Source organism: Bosea sp. BIWAKO-01, from assembly GCF_001748145.1.
Taxonomy (GTDB): domain Bacteria; phylum Pseudomonadota; class Alphaproteobacteria; order Rhizobiales; family Beijerinckiaceae; genus Allobosea.
In genome coordinates this window covers 2,096,104-2,115,075 of sequence record NZ_BCQA01000001.1, presented here as the reverse complement: position 1 = coordinate 2,115,075, position 18,972 = coordinate 2,096,104, and the positions used below count along the sequence as shown (strand labels likewise).

The 18,972-nt window shown below is 66.9% G+C and carries 16 protein-coding genes and 1 tRNA gene; 14 read left to right on the top strand and 3 right to left on the bottom strand.

All coding sequences use genetic code 11. The annotated features are described in order from the left end of the window. Positions 1 to 88 precede the first annotated feature (88 nt). From BIWAKO_RS09675 to hrpB, 3 genes are all read left to right on the top strand, one after another. On the top strand, positions 89 to 568 hold the full coding sequence (locus tag BIWAKO_RS09675; RefSeq protein ID WP_069878527.1) for a hypothetical protein: 480 nt from the start codon (positions 89 to 91) through the stop codon (positions 566 to 568). Between the two features lie 92 nt (positions 569 to 660). Continuing rightward, positions 661 to 1,449, top strand: coding sequence for a class II glutamine amidotransferase (locus tag BIWAKO_RS09670; RefSeq protein WP_069878526.1), 789 nt, complete (start codon positions 661 to 663; stop codon positions 1,447 to 1,449). Between the two features lie 46 nt (positions 1,450 to 1,495). After that, positions 1,496 to 4,003 carry an ATP-dependent helicase HrpB gene (gene hrpB / locus BIWAKO_RS09665; RefSeq protein WP_069878525.1) on the top strand — a complete coding sequence of 836 codons (2,508 nt, stop codon included), beginning with the start codon at positions 1,496 to 1,498 and terminating at the stop codon, positions 4,001 to 4,003. Positions 4,004 to 4,010: 7 nt separating this feature from the next. Here the strand turns inward: hrpB and BIWAKO_RS09660 are convergent, their stop codons facing one another. The 3 genes from BIWAKO_RS09660 to aroA form a co-directional block, all read right to left on the bottom strand. Then, positions 4,011 to 4,823: a DUF1194 domain-containing protein gene (locus BIWAKO_RS09660; protein WP_069882318.1), complete on the bottom strand. Its 813-nt coding sequence runs from the start codon at positions 4,821 to 4,823 to the stop codon at positions 4,011 to 4,013. A 77-nt stretch (positions 4,824 to 4,900) separates the two neighbouring features. Beyond that, positions 4,901 to 5,527, bottom strand: a complete 627-nt coding sequence (cmk, locus tag BIWAKO_RS09655) for a (d)CMP kinase (protein ID WP_069882317.1) — start codon at positions 5,525 to 5,527, stop codon at positions 4,901 to 4,903. A gap of 23 nt (positions 5,528 to 5,550) precedes the next feature. Next, complete coding sequence (gene aroA / locus BIWAKO_RS09650; RefSeq protein ID WP_069878524.1) at positions 5,551 to 6,891, bottom strand: 3-phosphoshikimate 1-carboxyvinyltransferase; 1,341 nt, start codon at positions 6,889 to 6,891, stop codon at positions 5,551 to 5,553. 166 nt (positions 6,892 to 7,057) lie between these two features. On the opposite strand from aroA, the gene BIWAKO_RS09645 reads away from it, so the two are divergent. The 11 genes from BIWAKO_RS09645 (at position 7,058) to BIWAKO_RS09595 (ending at position 18,964) form a co-directional block, all read left to right on the top strand. Continuing rightward, complete coding sequence (locus BIWAKO_RS09645) at positions 7,058 to 7,456, top strand: TIGR02300 family protein (protein WP_069878523.1); 399 nt, start codon at positions 7,058 to 7,060, stop codon at positions 7,454 to 7,456. A 169-nt stretch (positions 7,457 to 7,625) separates the two neighbouring features. Next, positions 7,626 to 7,701 (top strand) — tRNA-Ala (locus BIWAKO_RS09640). Positions 7,702 to 8,838: 1,137 nt separating this feature from the next. Beyond that, positions 8,839 to 9,819, top strand: coding sequence for a LysR substrate-binding domain-containing protein (locus BIWAKO_RS09635; RefSeq protein WP_069878522.1), 981 nt, complete (start codon positions 8,839 to 8,841; stop codon positions 9,817 to 9,819). A gap of 98 nt (positions 9,820 to 9,917) precedes the next feature. Next, positions 9,918 to 10,526 carry a malonic semialdehyde reductase gene (locus BIWAKO_RS09630; protein WP_069878521.1) on the top strand — a complete coding sequence of 203 codons (609 nt, stop codon included), beginning with the start codon at positions 9,918 to 9,920 and terminating at the stop codon, positions 10,524 to 10,526. A gap of 14 nt (positions 10,527 to 10,540) precedes the next feature. Further along, on the top strand, positions 10,541 to 11,446 hold the full coding sequence (locus tag BIWAKO_RS09625; protein ID WP_069878520.1) for an NAD(P)-dependent oxidoreductase: 906 nt from the start codon (positions 10,541 to 10,543) through the stop codon (positions 11,444 to 11,446). Positions 11,447 to 11,581: 135 nt separating this feature from the next. Beyond that, a complete protein-coding gene (locus BIWAKO_RS09620; RefSeq protein WP_084651237.1) occupies positions 11,582 to 13,096 on the top strand; it encodes an aldehyde dehydrogenase family protein in 1,515 nt (504 codons plus the stop codon). Positions 13,097 to 13,163: 67 nt separating this feature from the next. After that, on the top strand, positions 13,164 to 14,135 hold the full coding sequence (locus tag BIWAKO_RS09615) for a Bug family tripartite tricarboxylate transporter substrate binding protein (RefSeq protein WP_069878519.1): 972 nt from the start codon (positions 13,164 to 13,166) through the stop codon (positions 14,133 to 14,135). A gap of 88 nt (positions 14,136 to 14,223) precedes the next feature. Continuing rightward, positions 14,224 to 14,682, top strand: a complete 459-nt coding sequence (locus BIWAKO_RS09610; protein WP_244523396.1) for a tripartite tricarboxylate transporter TctB family protein — start codon at positions 14,224 to 14,226, stop codon at positions 14,680 to 14,682. 7 nt (positions 14,683 to 14,689) lie between these two features. After that, entirely contained in the window at positions 14,690 to 16,189 is a 1,500-nt protein-coding gene (locus BIWAKO_RS09605) for a tripartite tricarboxylate transporter permease (RefSeq protein WP_069878517.1), read from the top strand. Between the two features lie 25 nt (positions 16,190 to 16,214). Continuing rightward, a complete protein-coding gene (locus tag BIWAKO_RS09600) occupies positions 16,215 to 17,978 on the top strand; it encodes a thiamine pyrophosphate-binding protein (RefSeq protein ID WP_141740034.1) in 1,764 nt (587 codons plus the stop codon). Then, positions 17,975 to 18,964: an ABC transporter substrate-binding protein gene (locus tag BIWAKO_RS09595; protein ID WP_069878516.1), complete on the top strand. Its 990-nt coding sequence runs from the start codon at positions 17,975 to 17,977 to the stop codon at positions 18,962 to 18,964. Before BIWAKO_RS09600 ends, BIWAKO_RS09595 begins: the two co-directional genes overlap by 4 nt. Positions 18,965 to 18,972 lie beyond the last annotated feature (8 nt).

Below are 18,972 nucleotides of genomic sequence, written 5' to 3'. Positions count from 1 at the left end.
GCCTGATCGGAGGGCTGGCAACCTCACGGCGAAATGGCATAGCTGCGCAATCCTGCCGATAGGGCGCGATTCAGATGGGGCTTTGACGATGCAACCGGCTTTCTCCGCACTGTTCGGCCTGGGCCTTCTGGCGGCATCTCCTGCTTCGGCCTTCGCTCAGGTCGCGGTCGAGGAGATCAAGGCCCAGCTCTTCCTCGAGCGTACCGGCAGGCTCTCGGAGAATCTGGTCGGGGCGAAGAAGGCGCTCCACAATGTCGTGATCGGCGAGGGCGAAGTCGGCGAGCCGGCCGATGCGCTGTTGGTGACGCTTTCCTTCACCGGCGCGAAGAACACCAAATCCTCGGACAAGATCGCGCGCGACCTCGCCTCCCTTACCGTCAGGCAGAAGGCGAAGACCGGCGAGAGGATCCTGCTCAGGCGCGTCTATGGCGGGTTCCTCTTCGGCGAGGAGGGGCGCATCCACAAGGCCTTCCTGCTCGACAGCGCCACCTGCGCTCCGCTCGAGATCGAGGTGAAGGTCGGCAGGAGCCGCAAGGAAGCGAAGCTGGATTTCTCCTGCAGCGAGTAGAGTGCGGGGAAGATTTGTTATGTCACGGTTCATTCTCGTGGAATAATCTCCTCGATGCGGCGTCCCGCCCGCAGCCTGATTCGGGACCGACCATGTGCCGTTTCCTCGCCTATTCCGGCGTTCCGGTCTTTCTTGAGGATTTCGTCGCCTCGCCCTGCCATTCGCTGATTCACCAGTCTCTCCATGCCGAGGAGAGCAAGACCGGCACGAATGGCGATGGGTTTGGCGTCGGCTGGTATGGCGAGAAGCCGGAGCCCGGGCAGTATCGCGAAGTCCGTCCGGCCTGGTCCGACGAGAATCTGCTCTCGATCGCCCGTCAGGTGCGCTCGCATCTCTTCTTCGCCCATGTGCGCGCTGCGACCGGCACGGCGACGACTCGCGCCAATTGCCATCCCTTCGTCCATGGCCGGCATCTCTTCATGCATAACGGCCAGATCGGCGGCTATGCCCTGATCCGCCGCAAGCTCGAGAGCCTGATTCCCGATTCGCTCTATGCCGCCCGTGTCGGCACGACGGATTCGGAAGCGATCTTCCTGCTGGCGCTCGCCCGCATGGCGGACGGCTATTCGCCCGGCGAAGCGCTGGCCTGGACCTTGGGCGAGGCGCTGACCCTGATGCAGGCAGCGGGAATTCGCGAGCCCTTGCGCTGTGCCGCCGCGCTCGCCGATGGCGAGACGATCCACGCCGTGCGCTGGTCGTCCGATACGCGTCCGCCGACGCTCTACATCTGCGACCGCAGCGACAGCATCGTCGTCGCGTCCGAGCCGGTCGATGCCGCTCGCGACTGCTGGCAGGCGCTCGGATGCAATTCGATGGTTCAGTTGAAAGCCGGAGCGATCACGGTCAGCCCCTTTGAGGTGGGGCTTCGGCAGGCCGCCTGAGGTCACCATCGCTTGCGTCCGCGCGCCGGCTGCGTCACATCGCGCCATGCGCGATTTCGATACCCCGCTTCCGATCGATGCCGTCCTGGGCGATCTCGCCGCGGCGCTGGGTGCCGGCCCGAATGCGGTGCTGGTTGCCCCTCCCGGCGCCGGCAAAACCACGCGCGTCCCGCTCGCCCTGCTCGACGAGCCCTGGGCGGCCGGCGGCAAGCTGATCGTCCTCGAACCGCGCCGGCTCGCGGCTCGCGGCGCCGCCGGTCGCATGGCGCAGACGCTGGGGGAGCGCGTGGGCGACACGGTTGGCCTGCGTGTGCGGCTCGGATCGAAGATCGGGCCTAAGACGCGGATCGAGGTCGTCACCGAGGGGGTCTTCGCGCGAATGATCCTCGATGACCCCGCACTCGACGGCATCGCCGCCGTGCTCTTCGACGAATTCCACGAACGCTCGCTCGATGCCGATTTCGGTCTCGCCCTGGCGCTCGACGCGCAAGGCGGACTGCGTGAGGACCTGCGAATCCTGGTGATGTCGGCCACGCTGGACGGCGCGCGGGTGGCAAAGCTGCTCGGCGCCGCGCCGGTCATCGAATCGCAGGGCCGGGCCTATCCGGTCGAGACGCGCTATCGCGGCCGAGATCCGCTGAAGCGGATCGAGGACCAGGTCACCGAGGCCGTGCAGCAGGCCCTGAACGAGCAACCGGGCTCGCTCCTCGTCTTCCTGCCGGGACAAGGTGAGATCAGGCGGGTCGAGGAGCGGCTGCGCGAACGGGTGCGCGATCCCGCGGTCGAGATCGCGCCGCTCTATGGCGCGCTCGATCAGGCCGAGCAGGATCGCGCCGTGCTGCCGGCGCCGGCCGGACGTCGCAAGATCGTGCTGGCGACCTCGATCGCCGAGACCTCGCTCACCATCGAGGGGGTGCGCGTGGTGGTCGATTCGGGTCTCGCGCGCGTCCCGGTCTACGAGCCCGATATCGGCGTGACGCGGCTCGAGACCCGCCGGGTCAGCCGCGCCGCGGCCGACCAGCGCCGCGGCCGCGCCGGCCGTACCGAACCGGGCGTGTGCTACCGCCTCTGGGAGGAGGCTGGCACCGGCGCCCTGGAAGCCTTCGCCCGGCCCGAAATCCTCTCGGCGGATCTCGCGCCGCTGCTGCTGGATTGCGCGGCCTGGGGCGTCGCCGATCCGACATCGCTCGCCTTTCTCGATCAACCGCCGGCGCCTGCCCTGAAGGAGGCGCGGGCGCTGCTGCTCAATCTCGGCGCACTCGCCGATGATGGCCGCATCACCGCCGATGGCCGGGCCTTGCAGGCATTGCCGCTGCCACCACGCCTCGCCCGCATGGTCGTCGTTGCCGCGCGTTTCGGCCAGGCCAGGGCGGCGGCGGAACTGGCGGCGCTGCTGGTCGAGCGGGGGCTCGGCGGGGATGCGACGGATCTCGCCGAACGGGCAGAGCGCTTCGGGCGGGAGCGCGGCGGTCGCGCTGCCGATATGCGCCGTCTCGCGGAGGGGTGGGCCCGGTTGGCGGAGAAGGCGAGCCGGCCCGGGCACGACGCGCCGGGCTCCATCGGCTTCCTGCTCGCGCTCGCCTATCCCGAGCGAATCGCCAGGCTTCGCGCACCAGGCTCGGGCCAGTATCTCCTGGCCAATGGCCGCGGTGCGGCTCTGGAGCCGACACAGCGCCTCGCCCGCGAGCCCTGGATCGTCGTGGCGGACATGACGGGCATGGCGCAGCAGGCTCGAATCCTCGCAGGCGCCGCAATCGCTGAAGACGAAGTCCTGCGTCAGGCCGCCGAAGGCCTCGCCCCTTTCGGTATGGAGGAGCGGACGGAAACGATCTTCGACCGCAATGCCCGCGCCCTGCGTGCGCGTGCGGTCAGGCGCTACGGCGCCATCAGCCTGTCGGAGCGCCCGCTTCCAGTCGAGGCAACGTCGGAGAACGCTGCGATCCTGGCCATTGGTGTCGCGACGCTGGGCATCGGGTTGCTGCCATGGACGAAGGCACAGCAGCAATTGCGCGAGCGTACCGCCTTCCTGCGCCAGGCCGCAGTCGGCGCAGAAGGCGAGAATCCCTGGCCCGACCTGTCCGATGCCGGGCTCGCAGCCGAGCCGGAACTCTGGCTTGCGCCCCATATCGAGGGGCGAACCTCGCTCGCTGCGATTGCGCCGGCCGACCTCGACTTGGCGCTGGCCAGCCTGCTGCCCTGGGATCTGAAACGCCGGCTCGATGCCGAGGCGCCGACGCATTTCGCTGCACCGACCGGCTCCCATCTCGCCGTGGATTATGCAGCCGAGGCGGGGCCGACGATCTCAGTGCGCGTGCAGGAGCTTTACGGGCTGGCCCAGCACCCTTCGCTCGCGGCCGGCCGCGTGCCCCTCGTCCTGGAGCTGCTGTCGCCAGCGCATCGACCGATCCAGGTCACCCGCGATCTGCCCGGCTTCTGGCGCGGCTCCTGGGCTGCGGTGAAGGCCGACATGAAGGGCCGCTATCCCCGCCATCTCTGGCCGGATGATCCAGCCGCAGCGCTGCCGACGACGCGAGCGAAGCCACGGGGCACCTGAGGCTGCCTCAATTCCCCATCCGGTCGCGCCATTGCCTCTCGCCCGAGAGGCAGGATACGCGCGGCTCCTTGGCCTGCGCCTTTTGGATGGTTGCCTCGGCAGCCGGGACGTCGGCAATCTCGCGCACCAGCTTGGTGCGGGTCGCATCGACGAACTGGTGGCGTTCGCGGATCGGGATCACGAAGGCGCCGATGCCGGTGACGACGCAGTCCTCGTAATAGACGTCGAGATTGTCGATATCGAAATAGCTCGCCTGTTTCAGCATCACCGGCAGGCCGTTGATGCTGATGCCCTTGTCGCGGGCATCGTCGCGCGCTGCGGTAACGGGGCGCCCGTCATTGTTGGCGCCGTCGCCCGAGATGTCGATCACACGGCGCATCGCGGTGACATTGGCCTGCTCGAGCAACTGCATGCCGAGATCGATCGCGCCTGAAATCGACGTCCGCCGGCCGCGCCGTGTCTGGGCCTCGCCCAGTTCCTCGGCAAAGGCGATAGCCGATTGCGGCGTGTCGATGACCGTCCAGGGCTTGACGATATGCTGGAAATTGCCGCCGGCCCATTCGAAATAGGTCACGGCGATCTTGCCGAGCGCGCCTTTGGCGATGGCGTCGTGCAGCTGTTTCGAGCGAAAGGCCTCGATATAGCCGCCGCGCTGCAGCGCGAGCTCGTCGAGATCCATGGAGTAGGAAATGTCTACCGCCAGAACGAGGGCGACATCGACCTCGTCGGGTGGGGCTGCCGCCGGCTGCGCATGCGACGCCGTGCTCGTCCAGAGGCCGGCGGCCGCAAGACTCAAGAGACCGAACAGCACGTGCCGCATCTCCACCTCCGCCATCAGGGAGCGGTGGGAGTGTGCACCTCGTTTCGGCTGACGCCAAGAATGATTTATCGGCAGGCTCAGCCCGCGCGGCGGGCATCCACGATGGCGATCGCGGCCGCAACTGCCTCCTCGACCGTGAGAGCCGAGGTGTCGAGGATATCAGCATCCTCGGCGGCCTTCAGCGGAGCGTCGCTGCGGCCGGAATCGCGGGCATCGCGACGCCTGATATCGGCGAGGATACCCTCGAAGGTGGCAAGCTCGCCGCGCCCGGCCAGTTCCTTGTGGCGCCGGGCCGCCCGCACCTCGGGCGTCGCGGTGACGAAGAGCTTGGCCGGAGCCTCGGGGCAGATCACCGTGCCGATATCGCGCCCGTCGAGAACGGCGCCGCCCGGCTGCCCGGCGAAGCGCCGCTGGCGATCGATCAGCCCCTTGCGCACCGCCGGCATCGCCGCAACGACCGATGCGGCCTCGCCGATCTCGCGGCCACGCAGACTGTCCTCGGCGAAGGCCCCTTCATCGAAGGTCGAGACAATCGCTGCAGCGGCCTCGGCATCATGGATATCCTTGCCCGCGTCCTGCATTGCGCGGGCCACCATGCGATAGAGCAGGCCGGTATCGAGAGAGGGCAGGCCGTAATGGGCCGCGAGCCGCCGCGCCAGCGTACCCTTGCCCGAGGCGGCAGGACCGTCCACGGCGATCACCAGGGGCTTGCGCATCGCGGCAGGGCTCATGCGATCTCAGCGCCCAGCCCGTTCATCAGGCTGATAAAGGTCGGGAAACTGGTCGCGATCATCGCACCGTCATCGACCTGCATCGGTTTCTGCGTCGCCAGCCCCATGACGAGGAAGCTCATTGCGATGCGGTGATCGAGATGGGTCGCGGCCGTGCCGCCCCCCGTGACCTTGCCGTTTCCGCCCTCGACGACGAGGTCGTCGCCTTCGATCCGGCAGGTCACACCCGCAGCCTTCAATCCTGCCTCGACAGCGGCGAGCCGGTCCGATTCCTTGACGCGCAGCTCCTGAAGCCCCCGCATCCGGGTCGTGCCGCTGGCAAAGGACGCGGCGACCGCGAGGACCGGGTACTCGTCGATCATCGATGGCGCGCGCTCCGGGGGCACCTCGACGCCCTTGAGGGCGCCGGCGCGGACGCGCAGCGTTGCGACTGTCTCGCCGCCTTCATTGGCTTCGCTCTCGACCGTGATGTCGGCTCCCATCTCGCGAAGCGTGGTCAGCAACCCGCTGCGGAGCGGATTGGTCATCACGCTCTCGATCAGGATATCGGAGCCCGGCACGATCAGAGCGGCGACCAGCGGGAAGGCGGCAGAGGAGGGGTCGGCAGGCACCACGATCGGCGCCGCCTGCAATTCGGGCTGGCCCGTCAGCACGATACGTCGGCCATGGGCGCCTTCGAGGGTCACCCGTACCTCGGCACCGAAATGCGCCAGCATCTTCTCGGTATGGTCGCGCGTCGCTTCGGTCTCGATCACCGTGGTCTCGCCCGGGGCGGCGAGGCCGGCGAGCAGCACGGCCGACTTGATCTGCGCCGAGGCGACCGGTGTGCGATAGGTGATCGGCAGCGCCTCTTTCGGCCCGCGGATCGTCAACGGCACGCGTCCACCCTCTTCCTGCGACAGGATGGTGGCGCCCATCAGCTCGAGCGGATCGAGGATACGCCGCATCGGCCGCTTCCTGAGCGAGGCATCGCCGTCAAAGGTGGTGGTGATCGGGTGCGCGCCGCAAACGCCCATCATCAGGCGCGAGCCGGTGCCGGCATTGCCGAAATCGAGCAGGCCGGCCGGCTCCCTCAACCCGCCGACGCCGACGCCCTGGACGCGCCAGGCGCCGGGGCCGTCATGATGCACGATGGCGCCCAGCGCACGGGCCGCGTCGGCCGTCCGCAGTACGTCCTCGCCTTCGAGCAGGCCGGCGACCTTGGTCTCGCCGATGGCGAGCAAGCCGAAGATCATCGCGCGATGCGAGATCGACTTGTCGCCGGGAACCCGGACACGGCCGGAGAGCGGGCCGGAGGCCCGGGCGGTGACGGGAGTTGGGTGCTGCGCGTGGGCCACGTCGATCGTCTCTGGCTGCTTGATCTTGGACGCTGGCTGCCTAGCATGGCCACCCGTCGCGCGCCACGCGCGAGACGCGAATCAAATCAGCATTTGACAGGGCCGGCCGGCACGACTAACGGACGCGCCTGCTTTTCAAAACATGAATGAATGAAGGTCCGACGCAGTGGCGAAACCGGAACTTGGTACCAAGCGCGTTTGCCCGACCACGGGACGCAAATTCTACGACCTGAACAAGGACCCGATCGTCTCGCCCTATACGGGCCAGGCTTTCCCGCGTTCGATGTTCGAGCCGCAGGCCAAAGCGGCGGCGGTTGTCCCCAAGGAAGCGGATGACGAGGACGAGACCGAGGCCGCTGACGGCGCGGTCGAGCTTGTCTCTCTCGATGAGGCCGATGCCGAAACGAGCGAGAAGGACGCGGTTGTCACCAGCGAGGACGACATCGAGGTCGAGGACGACATCGCTGCCGAGGAAGACGACACGTTCCTGGAAGAGGACGAGGAAGGCGACGATGACGTCTCCGATCTGATCGATGGCGACATCGAGGGTGACGAGGACGTCTGAGGACAAAAAATATTTCTGCGATATAGGTGCTTGTGTCTTCTGCCGAGCCCGCCTATAGAGCCCTCCGTCGCAACAGTGACGACGCGGACATCGCCGGGCTTCGAAGTTGAAGCCACTCCTGCGGTGTCCGGGAATTTGCCGGTTGACCCCCAAATCAATCGGCCAGCGTGGGGCCATAGCTCAGTTGGGAGAGCGCTTGAATGGCATTCAAGAGGTCGGCGGTTCGATTCCGCCTGGCTCCACCATATCCTCCCGCTAATTGATTGAGATTGTGCGGGATTGTCCGGTATTGGCCGGAATCACCCCAACATTTTCCCCAACACCGAGCGCCATTTACCTCGCTCCTATTCGCAGCGCCGGCCGCATAGGTCGCGCCGGCCGATTGATCGAGCGCGGCGCATGATTCGCTCGGCATCAACGCACCGTCGTCTTTCAGTGCGACGCACCGCGGGTTGAGCGCAACGATCAGCAAACCGCCCGACGTACCCGGGCACAAAAAGGCTACATTCCGCCTGCTTAGTGCCCCGACTTCGCCACGAGTATGAAGGGGTCTTTATGGCGAACTTGTTCTGTCGTGCGGGCCTCGCGAGCCTGCTGGTGTCTGGCTGCTCGCCGCAATCAGTGCCGACGGTCGAATCGATCACAAAGCCGACGATCGAGACTTTTGCCCAGCTGGCGACCTGGCGTCCTTGGCAACCTGCTCGATCAGCTCCGCAACAAGCGGCGCCCGTGGCGCTGTCTGAGCCCGCGCCGGAGCCAATTAAGCCCGCGTCAATCGAACGTGAGCATGAGAAGGTGACGAGGACGGCTCCTAAGCCCGCCCCCGTCGTCGCGAAAGCTGCGAAACCGGCATCTTTACCCGCTTCCCGCGTCGAGCCCGCTGCAATGCCGGTGGTACCGAGCAAGACAGTGCCAGCCTTGGTTTCCTGCCGCACGCACAACGAGCCCGGTCAGCGCGTGCGCATGGAATGCGATCCCGTCGACTGACAGGTCGATTGGAAATTCGTCCCAGCTTCCTTCGGCTCATCCAACAGGCAGTTGGCCTTCTCCGCGACCCCATGGGCCTGGTGTTCGGGCGCTTTGCTCCGCCAAATTTTCCGACCCGGACCACAGCATCATTGATGAGCTGGCGGGTGGTACTGCGATCCTGATTGCAGGTTGCTGCACTCGGTCCTCAGGCTTGCCGAGGGGCCTGCGAACAGATCCTTCCTGAGAAACACCATTTCAGCCGCCTGATCATGCCGGCATTCGCGGCCGGAAGGCCCACCCGTCCGATGGGCCATCGATTCGGTGGGGCTGTGTCGGCGAGGCCGCTGATCCGCGATTTGTCATTGACTCCGCACTAGGGCAAAGGGCTTGCCTGCAATGGGGAGAGGCTGGCCATGCGATCGCAGATCAATGCGCGCCTGAAGTTGCGGCAGATCGAGATCGTGATTGCCGTGGCCGAGCAGGGCAGTTTCCTGGCCGCGGCCCACACGCTCAGCATCACGCAGCCCGCGGTGTCGAAGGCGGTGCAGGATGTCGAACAGATCATCGGCCATCCCATCTTCGACCGGATGGCCCGCGGCGTGATGATCAATCCCTTCGGCCGTGCCGTTGTCGAGCGCGGCCGGGCCATGCTGTCGCTGGTCGAGCGACTCACGGACGATATCGGGCTGATCGAGCAGGGGCAGGCCGGCACGCTGGTCATCGGCGCCCTGCCGACAGCGGCGACAAGCGTGCTGCCGCCGACGCTCGGCCGGCTGCGAGCGTCCAATCCCGAGCTGAACATCAGGCTGGTGCAGGGGCGCACGGCGGAGCTGATGCCGCAGCTCGAGAGCGGCAAGCTCGATCTGATCGTCGGGCGGCTCTACGAGCTCGAGACCGCCCACGACGTTCACCGCGAGACGATCTATCACGAGCCGATCTCGGTCCTGGCGCGGGCCGGCCATCCCTTGCTCGGGAGCCCCGGCAGCACGGGCGCGGAACTCGGGAAGTTCGGCCTCGTGCTGCCCTCGCTGGAACAGCGCCTCGGCCAGGAGATCGATGCGGTGATCGCCTATTCCGGATTGGAGATGCTGGCTGCGCCGCTGCGTTCGACCTCGATTTCCTTCATCCGCGAGCTCGTCCTGTCGAACGACTACGTCACCATCCTTCCGCGGTTGATGCTCGCCGGTGATCTCGGCCGCGGTGCTGTCAGGATATTGCCCGTTCCGATGGTCTCCGGCAGCCGTCCAGCCGGTATCATCACCTTGCGCCATCGCCGACGGTCGCCGAGCGTCGGGGCCCTGCTGGCGGCGCTGCGCGAGCATCTGCGCGAATTGCGGGCGACCGGCCTGCTCGACGAGGACGGAGCCTCGCCGGATGGGCCTACCGGCATCTGATATTCCCGGCACTTATAGCTCTTGCGAACCAGCACACGAAGACGCGACTGGCATCCTGCGGATAGCGTTCCGGCGTCATATCCGCAGGTTCGCAGCTCATGCTTCAGCAGACTTCAAGACAGCGCGTATCCGAGCATTGCCTCGACATTCTCTTCCGCGAGGCGCGCACCTATTCCGGCTGGCTGCCGAAGCCGGTGAGCGACGCGCAGCTGCGCGAGCTCTACGAACTCGCGCGGATGCCGCCGACGAGCAGCAACATCAGCCCGCAGCGCATCGTCTTCGTTGTCTCGCCGGAGGCGAAGGCGCGGCTGCGCCCCGGGCTGAAGCCCGGCAATGTCGACAAGACCATGGCAGCGCCGGTGACCGCGATTCTCGGCATCGACAGCCGCTTCTTCGACCATCTCGAGCTCCTGGCGCCGCATGCGGTCGACAAGCGTGCGGGCTATCTCGCGGATCCCGATCTTGCTGCCCGGGCGGCCTTCCGCAATGCGACCCTGCAGGGCGCCTACCTGCTGATGGCGGCACGCGCGCTGGGGCTCGATTGCGGCCCGATGTCCGGGGTCCTGCATGATGTCGTGGACGCCGAATTCTTCCCAGGTGGTCAGGTCAGGTCCAATTTCCTGATCAATATTGGTCATGGCGACCCGGCAAGCGTCAGGCCGCGCGCCGCGCGGTTCGACTTCGACGATATCTGCCAGATTCTCTGACCGCAGAGGGCATCATGCTGCAAACCGTTTCCCCGCGCCCTAACCCGCCGCGACTCTGCTTCATCGGCTTCGGCGAGGCCGGGCAAGCCTTCGCCGGCGGCCTGCTCGAAGCCGGTATCGTCGAGATCGCCGCCTTCGACACCGCAGCTACGGAGGAGCGCGTCCGCGAGCCGGCAGAGCGCCTGGGCGTCCGCCTTGCCGACAGCCTAGAAGCCGCACTGGCCGGCGCCGATTTCGTGTTCTCGGCCGTCACCGCGGCCGACAGCCTCGATGCTGCCCGTCAGGTTGCGCCGCGCCTCGTCCCCGGCCAGGTCTTCGTCGACGTCAATTCGGTCTCGCCCGGTCGGAAGCGCGAGGCGGCCGCGGCATTTGCTGCGCCTGGTGCCTATCTCGACCTCGCGATCATGGCGCCGGTTCACCCCAAGCGCCACGCCACGCCCTGCCTGGTCGCCGGCGAGGCGGCCGAGCATTTCATCGCGATCTTCGCGGGCTTCGGCATGGAACTCGGGCCGGCGGGGCCGCAGATCGGCTCGGCAACGATCATCAAGATGGTCCGCAGCGTCATGGTGAAGGGACTGGAGGCATTGACCTATGAGTGTTTTACGGCGGCCCGCGTCGCCGGAATCGACGCGGTGATCCTCGACTCCCTCGGGCGCAGCTATCCCGGCCTCGATTGGCCAAAGGTCGTTCCCTACAATGTCAGCCGCATGCTGCAGCACGGCGTCCGGCGTGCCGCCGAAATGCGCGAGGTCGCGCTGACGCTTCGCGAGCTTGGCATCGACCCGGCCGTCACCGAGGGGGTCGTCCTCCAGCAGGAACGTCTCGGGCGCCTGCCGTTGCAGGCCGAGCCCGAAGACGGCTTCGCGATGCTCGATGCCGTACGCGCCGCACTCTCCGGGCAGCAGCCGGAGCTCTCATAGTCGCGAAAGTTATAGCTGAAGCCCGAAACACCGCGAAGACCGCTCCGGGCGAAGCCGATACCCAATAGGCAAGCAAGAAAATGCGCCGGCGCAGCAAGCCGGCGCGACCGGCCTCGCCGGAAGGGGAGACAGACGATGGACCAGGACATTCGCGATCCGATCGCGCCAGCAACTGCAAGCGCATCGCCCGATGTCTTGCCGCGCAACCGGAACCTCTACATCAACGGCAGCTGGCGCGAGGCGGCCGAGACCGGCGGTCTCGAACTGACCAGCCCGGCGACGGGCGCGTCGCTCGGCTTCGTCGCGCAAGCTGGAAGCAGTGATGTCGATGCCGCGGTCCGGGCCGCTGGTGCCGCCTATCGCAGCTGGCGGAACGTCGCCCCGGCCGAGCGCGCCAAGATCCTCCGGCGAATCGCCCAGATCGTCCGCGACAACGCGCGGGAACTTGCGCTCATCGACGCCATCGACGGCGGCAATCCGGTCCACGAGATGCTCGGGGACGTTGCCAACGCCGCCTCTCAACTTGATTTCTTCGCCGGCCTCGTCACCGAGATGAAGGGCCAATCGGTGCCGCTTGGCCGCGACTCGGTCAATTTCTCGGTGCGCGAGCCGCGCGGCGTCATCGGCCGCATCATCCCGTTCAACCACCCGTTCATGTTCTGCGCCGCCAAGTCGGCCGCGCCGCTCGCAGCTGGCAACACCGTCATCGTCAAGCCGCCGGACCAGGCGCCGCTGAGCTCGCTGCGCTTTGCCGAACTGATCGACGGGCTGCTGCCTCCCGGCGTCTTCAACGTACTCCCAGGCGGTCGCGAGGCCGGAGCGGCGCTTGCCGCCCATCCCGGCGTCGCGATGATCTCGCTCATCGGCAGCGTCCAGGCCGGGCGCGCCGTCATGAAGGCCGGCGCCGATACCATCAAGCCGGTCCTGCTCGAACTCGGCGGCAAGAATGCGCTGATTGCACTTGCAGATGCCGATCCCGACGAGGTCGCAGCCGCCGTGGTCGCCGGCATGAACTTCATCTGGTGTGGCCAGTCCTGCGGCTCGACCAGCCGGGCTTTCATCCACGAGGCAATCCATGACGCGGTCGTGGCGCGTATCGCCGAGCGCGTGAAGCAATTCCGCCCCGGCGACCCGACCGATCCGGCGACCACGATGGGCGCCATCATCAGCCGCGCCCAGCTGGACAAGGTGATGGGCTTCATCGCGGACACCAAGGCCGAGGGTGCGAACCTGCTCTGTGGCGGCGGCCGCCCGCTTGATCCGGCGCTCGCCAACGGCAATTTCGTCGAGCCCACCGTGTTTACCGGGGTGACGCCTGCGATGCGGCTGGCGCGCGAGGAGGTCTTCGGGCCGGTTCTTGCGGTCTTCCGCTGGTCGGACGAGGCAAGCATGCTCGAGACCGTCAACAGCGTCGAATACGGGCTGACCTGCTCGATCTGGACCAATGACGTCCGCGACGCGCACCGTCTCGCCGGCGAGGTCGAGGCCGGCTTTGTCTGGATCAACGAGGTTTCGCGGCATTTCCTCGGCACACCCTTCGGTGGCTACAAGCAATCGGGCCTCGGCCGCGAGGAGTGCCTCGAAGAACTTCTCAGCTACACCCAGGAAAAGCACATCCACGTCAACCTGAAGCGGCCGGCAAGAAGCTGACAGGAGCGATCGGAAAGCCTGCGTGACTGCTCGCGGGTCATAAAAATACATAAACGGAGGGAGAAACATGCGTAGTCTCAATGGCGCCGCCGCCCGCCTCGTCGGAGCCGGCATCGCACTCTCGGCTTCTGCGGGCCTCGCCTCGGCGCAGGCGCCGGCCTACCCGTCCGACCGCATCAACATGACGGTCGCCTTTGCCGCCGGTGGCTTCGTCGATACCTTCGCACGCATCGTCGGCCAGAAGCTCAACGAGAAATGGGGCAAGGCGGTCACGGTCGAGAACAAGGCCGGCGCCGGCGGCAATACGGCGGCCGCGATCGTTGCGCATGCGAAGCCCGACGGACTGACCTTGCTCGTCACCTCGACGGCGATCGCCATCAACGAGACGCTCTACAAGAAGCGCGACTACGCGCTCGATCAGCTTGTCCCGGTTGCCATCGCGGTTTCGTCGCCGGAGACGATCGCGACGCATCCGTCGAAGCCCGGCAACCTGAAGGACTATCTCGCCTGGGCCAAGAAGGACGAAATCACTTTCGCCAGCGCCGGCGTCGGCTCGGGCTCGCATCTGGCGACCGAGTATTTCCTGAAACGCCTCGCCATGCAGCCGGCTTCGCATATCCCCTTCCGGGGCGGCGCACTCTCGGTGCAGGCGGCACTCGGAAACCAGGTCGATATGGTCGCTTCGTCCTTCGGCATCATCCCGCAGGTCGCGGAGGGCAAGCTCAAGGGACTGGCCGTTGCGAGCGAGACGCGTGTTGCGGCGATGCCCGATGTTCCGACCTACACCGAGTCCGGATTCCCCTTCGTCGCCGAATCCTGGGTCGCCGTGCTCGCCCCGGCCAAGACGCCGCCGGCCATTGTCGAGCAGCTCAACGCCGCGATCAACGAGATCGTCAGCGAGCCGCAGACGCGGGAGAAGCTCCTCGGCATGGGCTACCAGCTCCATGTTCGCTCGGCTCCCCAGGTCGCGACCTATCTGAAGGCCGAGGTCGCCAAATGGGGCGAGATGGTGCGCACCGTCGGCGTGACCGTCGAATGATGCCGAGTCGGCCGCAACGCGCCGCCTCCCGAGCCAGGGCGAAACTGCCATGAGCCAGTCCGAGCCTCTCCCCCGGTGGAAACGCGTTGTGCGTTCTCCGCAGAATCTGGTCTCCGGCCTGATCCTCATCGCAGCGGCGACCGTCGTCGTGTGGATGCTCGGCAATCTCGCGCAGGGCACGCTGCGCGTCATCGGCCCGGCCATGGTGCCGCGCTGGACGGCGATCGCAATCGGCATCGGCGGCGCTATCCTCGTCGTGCTGAGTTTCATCGAGGATGGCGACGCGCTCGAACGCTGGCATCTGCGCGGGCCGGCCTTCGTGCTGGCCGGAATCGTGCTCTTCGCCGCGACCATCCGTGAGCCCGGCTTCGTCGTCGCGGCGCCGCTTGCCATGCTCGTCGCCGGCTTCGGCTCACGTGAGGTCCAGCCGCGCGAGCTCATTGTCTTTGCGCTGGCGATGACTGTCGCCTGTGCCCTTCTGTTCCGCTTCGCGCTCAACCAGCCGATCCCGATGCTGGTGCTCCCGTCGTTCTCGATCAACTTCTGAGGCGCGCATGGAACTCCTGCAGAATCTCGGCCACGGCCTCGGCATCGCGCTGTCGCCGACCAATATCCTGCTCTGCTTTGCCGGCTGCATGCTGGGGACGCTGATCGGCGTCCTGCCTGGGATCGGGCCGATCGCGACCATCGCGATCCTGCTCCCGCTGACCTTCGGCCTCGATCCTACCGCCGCGCTGATCATGCTGGCCGGCATCTATTACGGCGCCCAGTATGGCGGTTCCACCGCCTCGATCCTGCTCAATATCCCCGGCGAGTCGAGCGCTGTCGTCACCGCCATCGACGGCCATGAGATGGCGCGCCAGGGCCGAGCGGGCATCGCGCTTGGGATCTCGGCGATAGGCTCCTTCGTCGCCGGCACGATCGCGACACTGGTGATTGCCGCCCTCGCAGCGCCGCTGGCCAGCATCGCGCTGATCTTCGGGCCAGCGGAGTACTTCGCACTCATGCTGATGGGGCTCGCCTTCGCAGTCCTGCTGGCGCGCGGCTCTGTGCTCAAGGCCGTGGTGATGATCCTGGTCGGTGTGCTGCTCTCGACCGTCGGGCCAGACCTGACAACCGGTCAGCTCCGCCTCACCTTCGGGGCGACCTGGCTCGCCGACGGCATCGAGATCGCCCTGCTCGGCATGGGGCTGTTCGGCATCGCCGAGGTTTTTCGCAGCCTCGAGCATGGCGAGTCACGGCAGGTGCGCGAGACCCATATCGGCCGGCTGCTGCCCGGCCCCGAGGAATTGCGCGCCTCGGCCAAGCCGATCCTGCGCGGAACCCTGCTCGGCTCGATCCTCGGCATCCTGCCGGGCAACGGTGCGGTGCTTGCGCCCTACGCCTCCTATACGCTCGAAAAGAAGCTGGCCCGCGATCCGCGCCGCTTTGGCCGCGGTGCGATCGAGGGCGTCGCCGGGCCGGAATCGGCCAATAACGCCGGAGCTCAGACCTCCTTCATTCCGCTGCTGACGCTCGGCATCCCACCCAATGCCGTGATGGCCCTGATGGTCGGCGCAATGACGATCCACGGCATCGTGCCCGGTCCGCAGATCATGACCAAGATGCCCGACCTGTTCTGGGGGCTGATCGCCTCGATGTGGGTCGGCAACCTGATGCTGCTGGTCATCAATCTGCCGGCGGTCGGGCTCTGGGTGAAGCTGCTGAAAGTGCCGTATCGCCTGATGTTCGTCGGCATCGTCATCTTCTGCTGCATCGGCGTCTACTCGATCAACAACGAGCCGGCCGACATCCTGATCATGGGAGCGCTGGCGGTGTTCGGCTACGGCCTCACCAAGTTCGGCTTCGAGCCGGCGCCGCTGACGCTCGGCTTCGTGCTCGGCCGCATGATGGAGGAAAACCTCCGTCAGGCACTGATGATCTCGCGCGGCAACCCCATGACCTTCGTCGAGCGGCCGATCGCCGCCATCCTCATCCTGATCGCGTTCGCAATGCTCACCGTCGCCATCCTGCCGGCGATCCGTAAGGGCCGCGACGAGGTCTTCAGCGAGTAAGCGCGACAGCCAGATGGACATGACCATGCAGACCGAAGTGGGCGCCGCGGCGCCGGCGACCGAAAGATGGGGCAGCGACGTCGTTGCCGAGACGATCAGGGCGCTGGGCTACAGATTTGTCGCACTGGTTCCAGGCGCGAGCTTCCGGGGCCTGCATGACAGCCTGGTGAACCACCTCGGCAACCATGACCCGGCGATGATCGTCTGCCTCCACGAGGAACACGCGGTGGCGATCGCCGACGGGTTCTCGCGGGTGGCGCAGGAGCCGATGGCCGTCATCCTGCATTCCAATGTCGGGCTGATGCATGCGACGATGACGATCTTCAACGCCTGGTGCGATCGCCGGCCGATGCTGATCCTCGGCGCCACGGGGCCGGTCGACGCGCATCGCCGCCGGCCCTGGATCGACTGGATCCACACCGCGCGCGACCAGGGCGCGCTGGTCCGGCACTACACGAAATGGGACGACCAGCCGGCCTCGGCCGAGGCTGCGGTCGAATCCCTTCTGCGCGCCGACCAGATCGCGCGGACCGCTCCGACCGGCCCGGTCTATGTCTGCCTCGACGCCGAGATGCAGGAAGGCCGGCTCGACCGCGCGGTGAAGGTCCCTGATATCCGCCGCTTTGCGCCGCCACGGCCGGCCGCGGCTCCCGCCGAGGACATCGCCCGGACGCTGGAGATCCTGCGCAATGCGCGGGCGCCCCTGCTCCTGATCGGTCGCGTCTCGCGCCATGCCGGCGATTGGCAACGCCGCATCGCATTGGCCGAGCGGCTGGGGGCGACGGTTCTGACGGCCACGCATAATGCGCCGGGCTTCCCGACCGAGCACAGGCTCCATGCGCTGGCCCCGGTCGGCGAGCGTCCGAACGACGCCGAGCAGCACTTGCTGCGCGAGGCCGATGCCATCGTCAGCCTCGACTGGCACGATCTCGCCGGCTTCCTCAGCGCCCGCTGTGGTGCCTCGCAGACGCAGGAACCGCTGACGACCGCGATCGTCCACTGCTCGCTCGACGGCCATGTCGCCAATGGCTGGAGCATGGACCATCAGGCGCTGCCGGCCTGCGATGTCAGGATCGCGGCCGACCCGGACCGCTTCGTCAGTCAGTTGCTGGAGGCCGTCGGCACGGATTGGCAACCGGCTCCGTCACTGGTTCCCGAAGGCGGCCACTGGACGCAGACAGCCTCGGAGGGCCCGGACCGTACCGCGCCGTTCAATGCCGAACAGATGGCCTTCACGATCTCGGCTTTCGCGCGCGATCGGGAGGTGACGTTCGCACGGCTGTCCTTCGGCTGGCCGCGCAGCGCCTGCCGATTCCGCACGCCACTGGATTTTCTCGGCAAGGACGGCGGCGGCGCCGTCGGTACGGGGCCTGGCCACACGATCGGCGCCGCGATCGCGCTGAAGGACAGCGGCCGGATGACGATCGGCGTCATCGGCGACGGCGATTACCTGATGGGCGTGAACGCACTCTGGACCGCCGCGCATCAGCGCGTGCCGATGCTGCTCGTCGTCGCCAATAACCGGTCCTATTTCAACGACGAGGTGCATCAGGAGCGCATGGCGCGACAGCGCGGCCGGCCGGTCGAGAACAAGTGGATCGGCCAGCGGCTGGACGATCCGGCGCCCGACATCATCGGGCTGGCGCGCGCGCAGGGTTTCGAAGGCGCTGTTTCGGTCCGGAGCGTCGACGAGCTGCTCGCCGAATTGGAGCGGGGCGCCGCCGTTGTCGCGGCCGGCGGTCGCTACATCATCGATGCACTGATCATCCCCGGCTATTCCGACCGATGAACGGGCCCCTGGGAGAGGACACACGGCTCACGGTCGGCTGCGGCGCCTATGACCGGACCTGGCCGCTGATCGCCGGCATGTTCCGGCCGAAGGGCTATAGGCTCGATTGGTCGGTCCTGCCGCCGGAGGAGGTCTTCCTGCGCGGCATGCTTGGAGGCGAGTTCGACATAACCGAGATGTCGCTCTCGACCTACCTCCTGCTGCGCTCGCGCGGCACCTGTCGCTATCTGGGTCTGCCGCTGTTCGTTTCGCGCAAATTTCGCCACAGCGCGCTCTATGTCCGCAGCGATTCCGGGATCGAGCGGCCGGAGGATTTCTCCGGCAGGCGCGTCGGCGTCCCGGAATATCAGCTCACGGCCAATGTCTGGGTGCGCGGGCTTCTCGCCGATGAATACGGCGTGCGGCCGGAAGCGATCCACTGGGTCATCGGCGGAATCGATGCACCCGGCCGCGCGGAAAAGGTGCCCGTCACGCTGCCTCCCCGATTCGAGACGACGCGGTTGCCAGCCGGGGAGACACTCTGGCAGTGGCTGCTCGAGGGCAAGCTCGATGCCATCATCGCGCCGCGGGCGCCAAAAGCCTTCGCCGACGGGCATCCGGCGATCCGGCGGCTGTTTCCGGATGTTCCGGCGGCGGAGCGGGCTTATTTCCGCAAGACCGGCCTGTTCCCGCCGATGCATCTGATCGGCATCCGCGCCGACATCGCCGATCGGCATCCCGATCTTGCCGCGTCGCTGACCGTGGCCTTCGAGCAGGCCAAGGCCTACGCCGCAAGCGAGCTGCACCAGTTTGCCTATGACACGGCGATGCTGCCCTGGCAGGAGGCGGCGCTGCGCCAGACCGAAGAGATCATGGGCAAGGATTACTGGTCCTACGGGATCGAGCCCAACCGCACGGCGATTGAGGCCATGGCCCGCTATTCCCAGGAACAGGGGCTTACCGACAGATGCCTCTCGATCCCGGAGATCTTTCCGAATCACCGCTGACGCTGCCC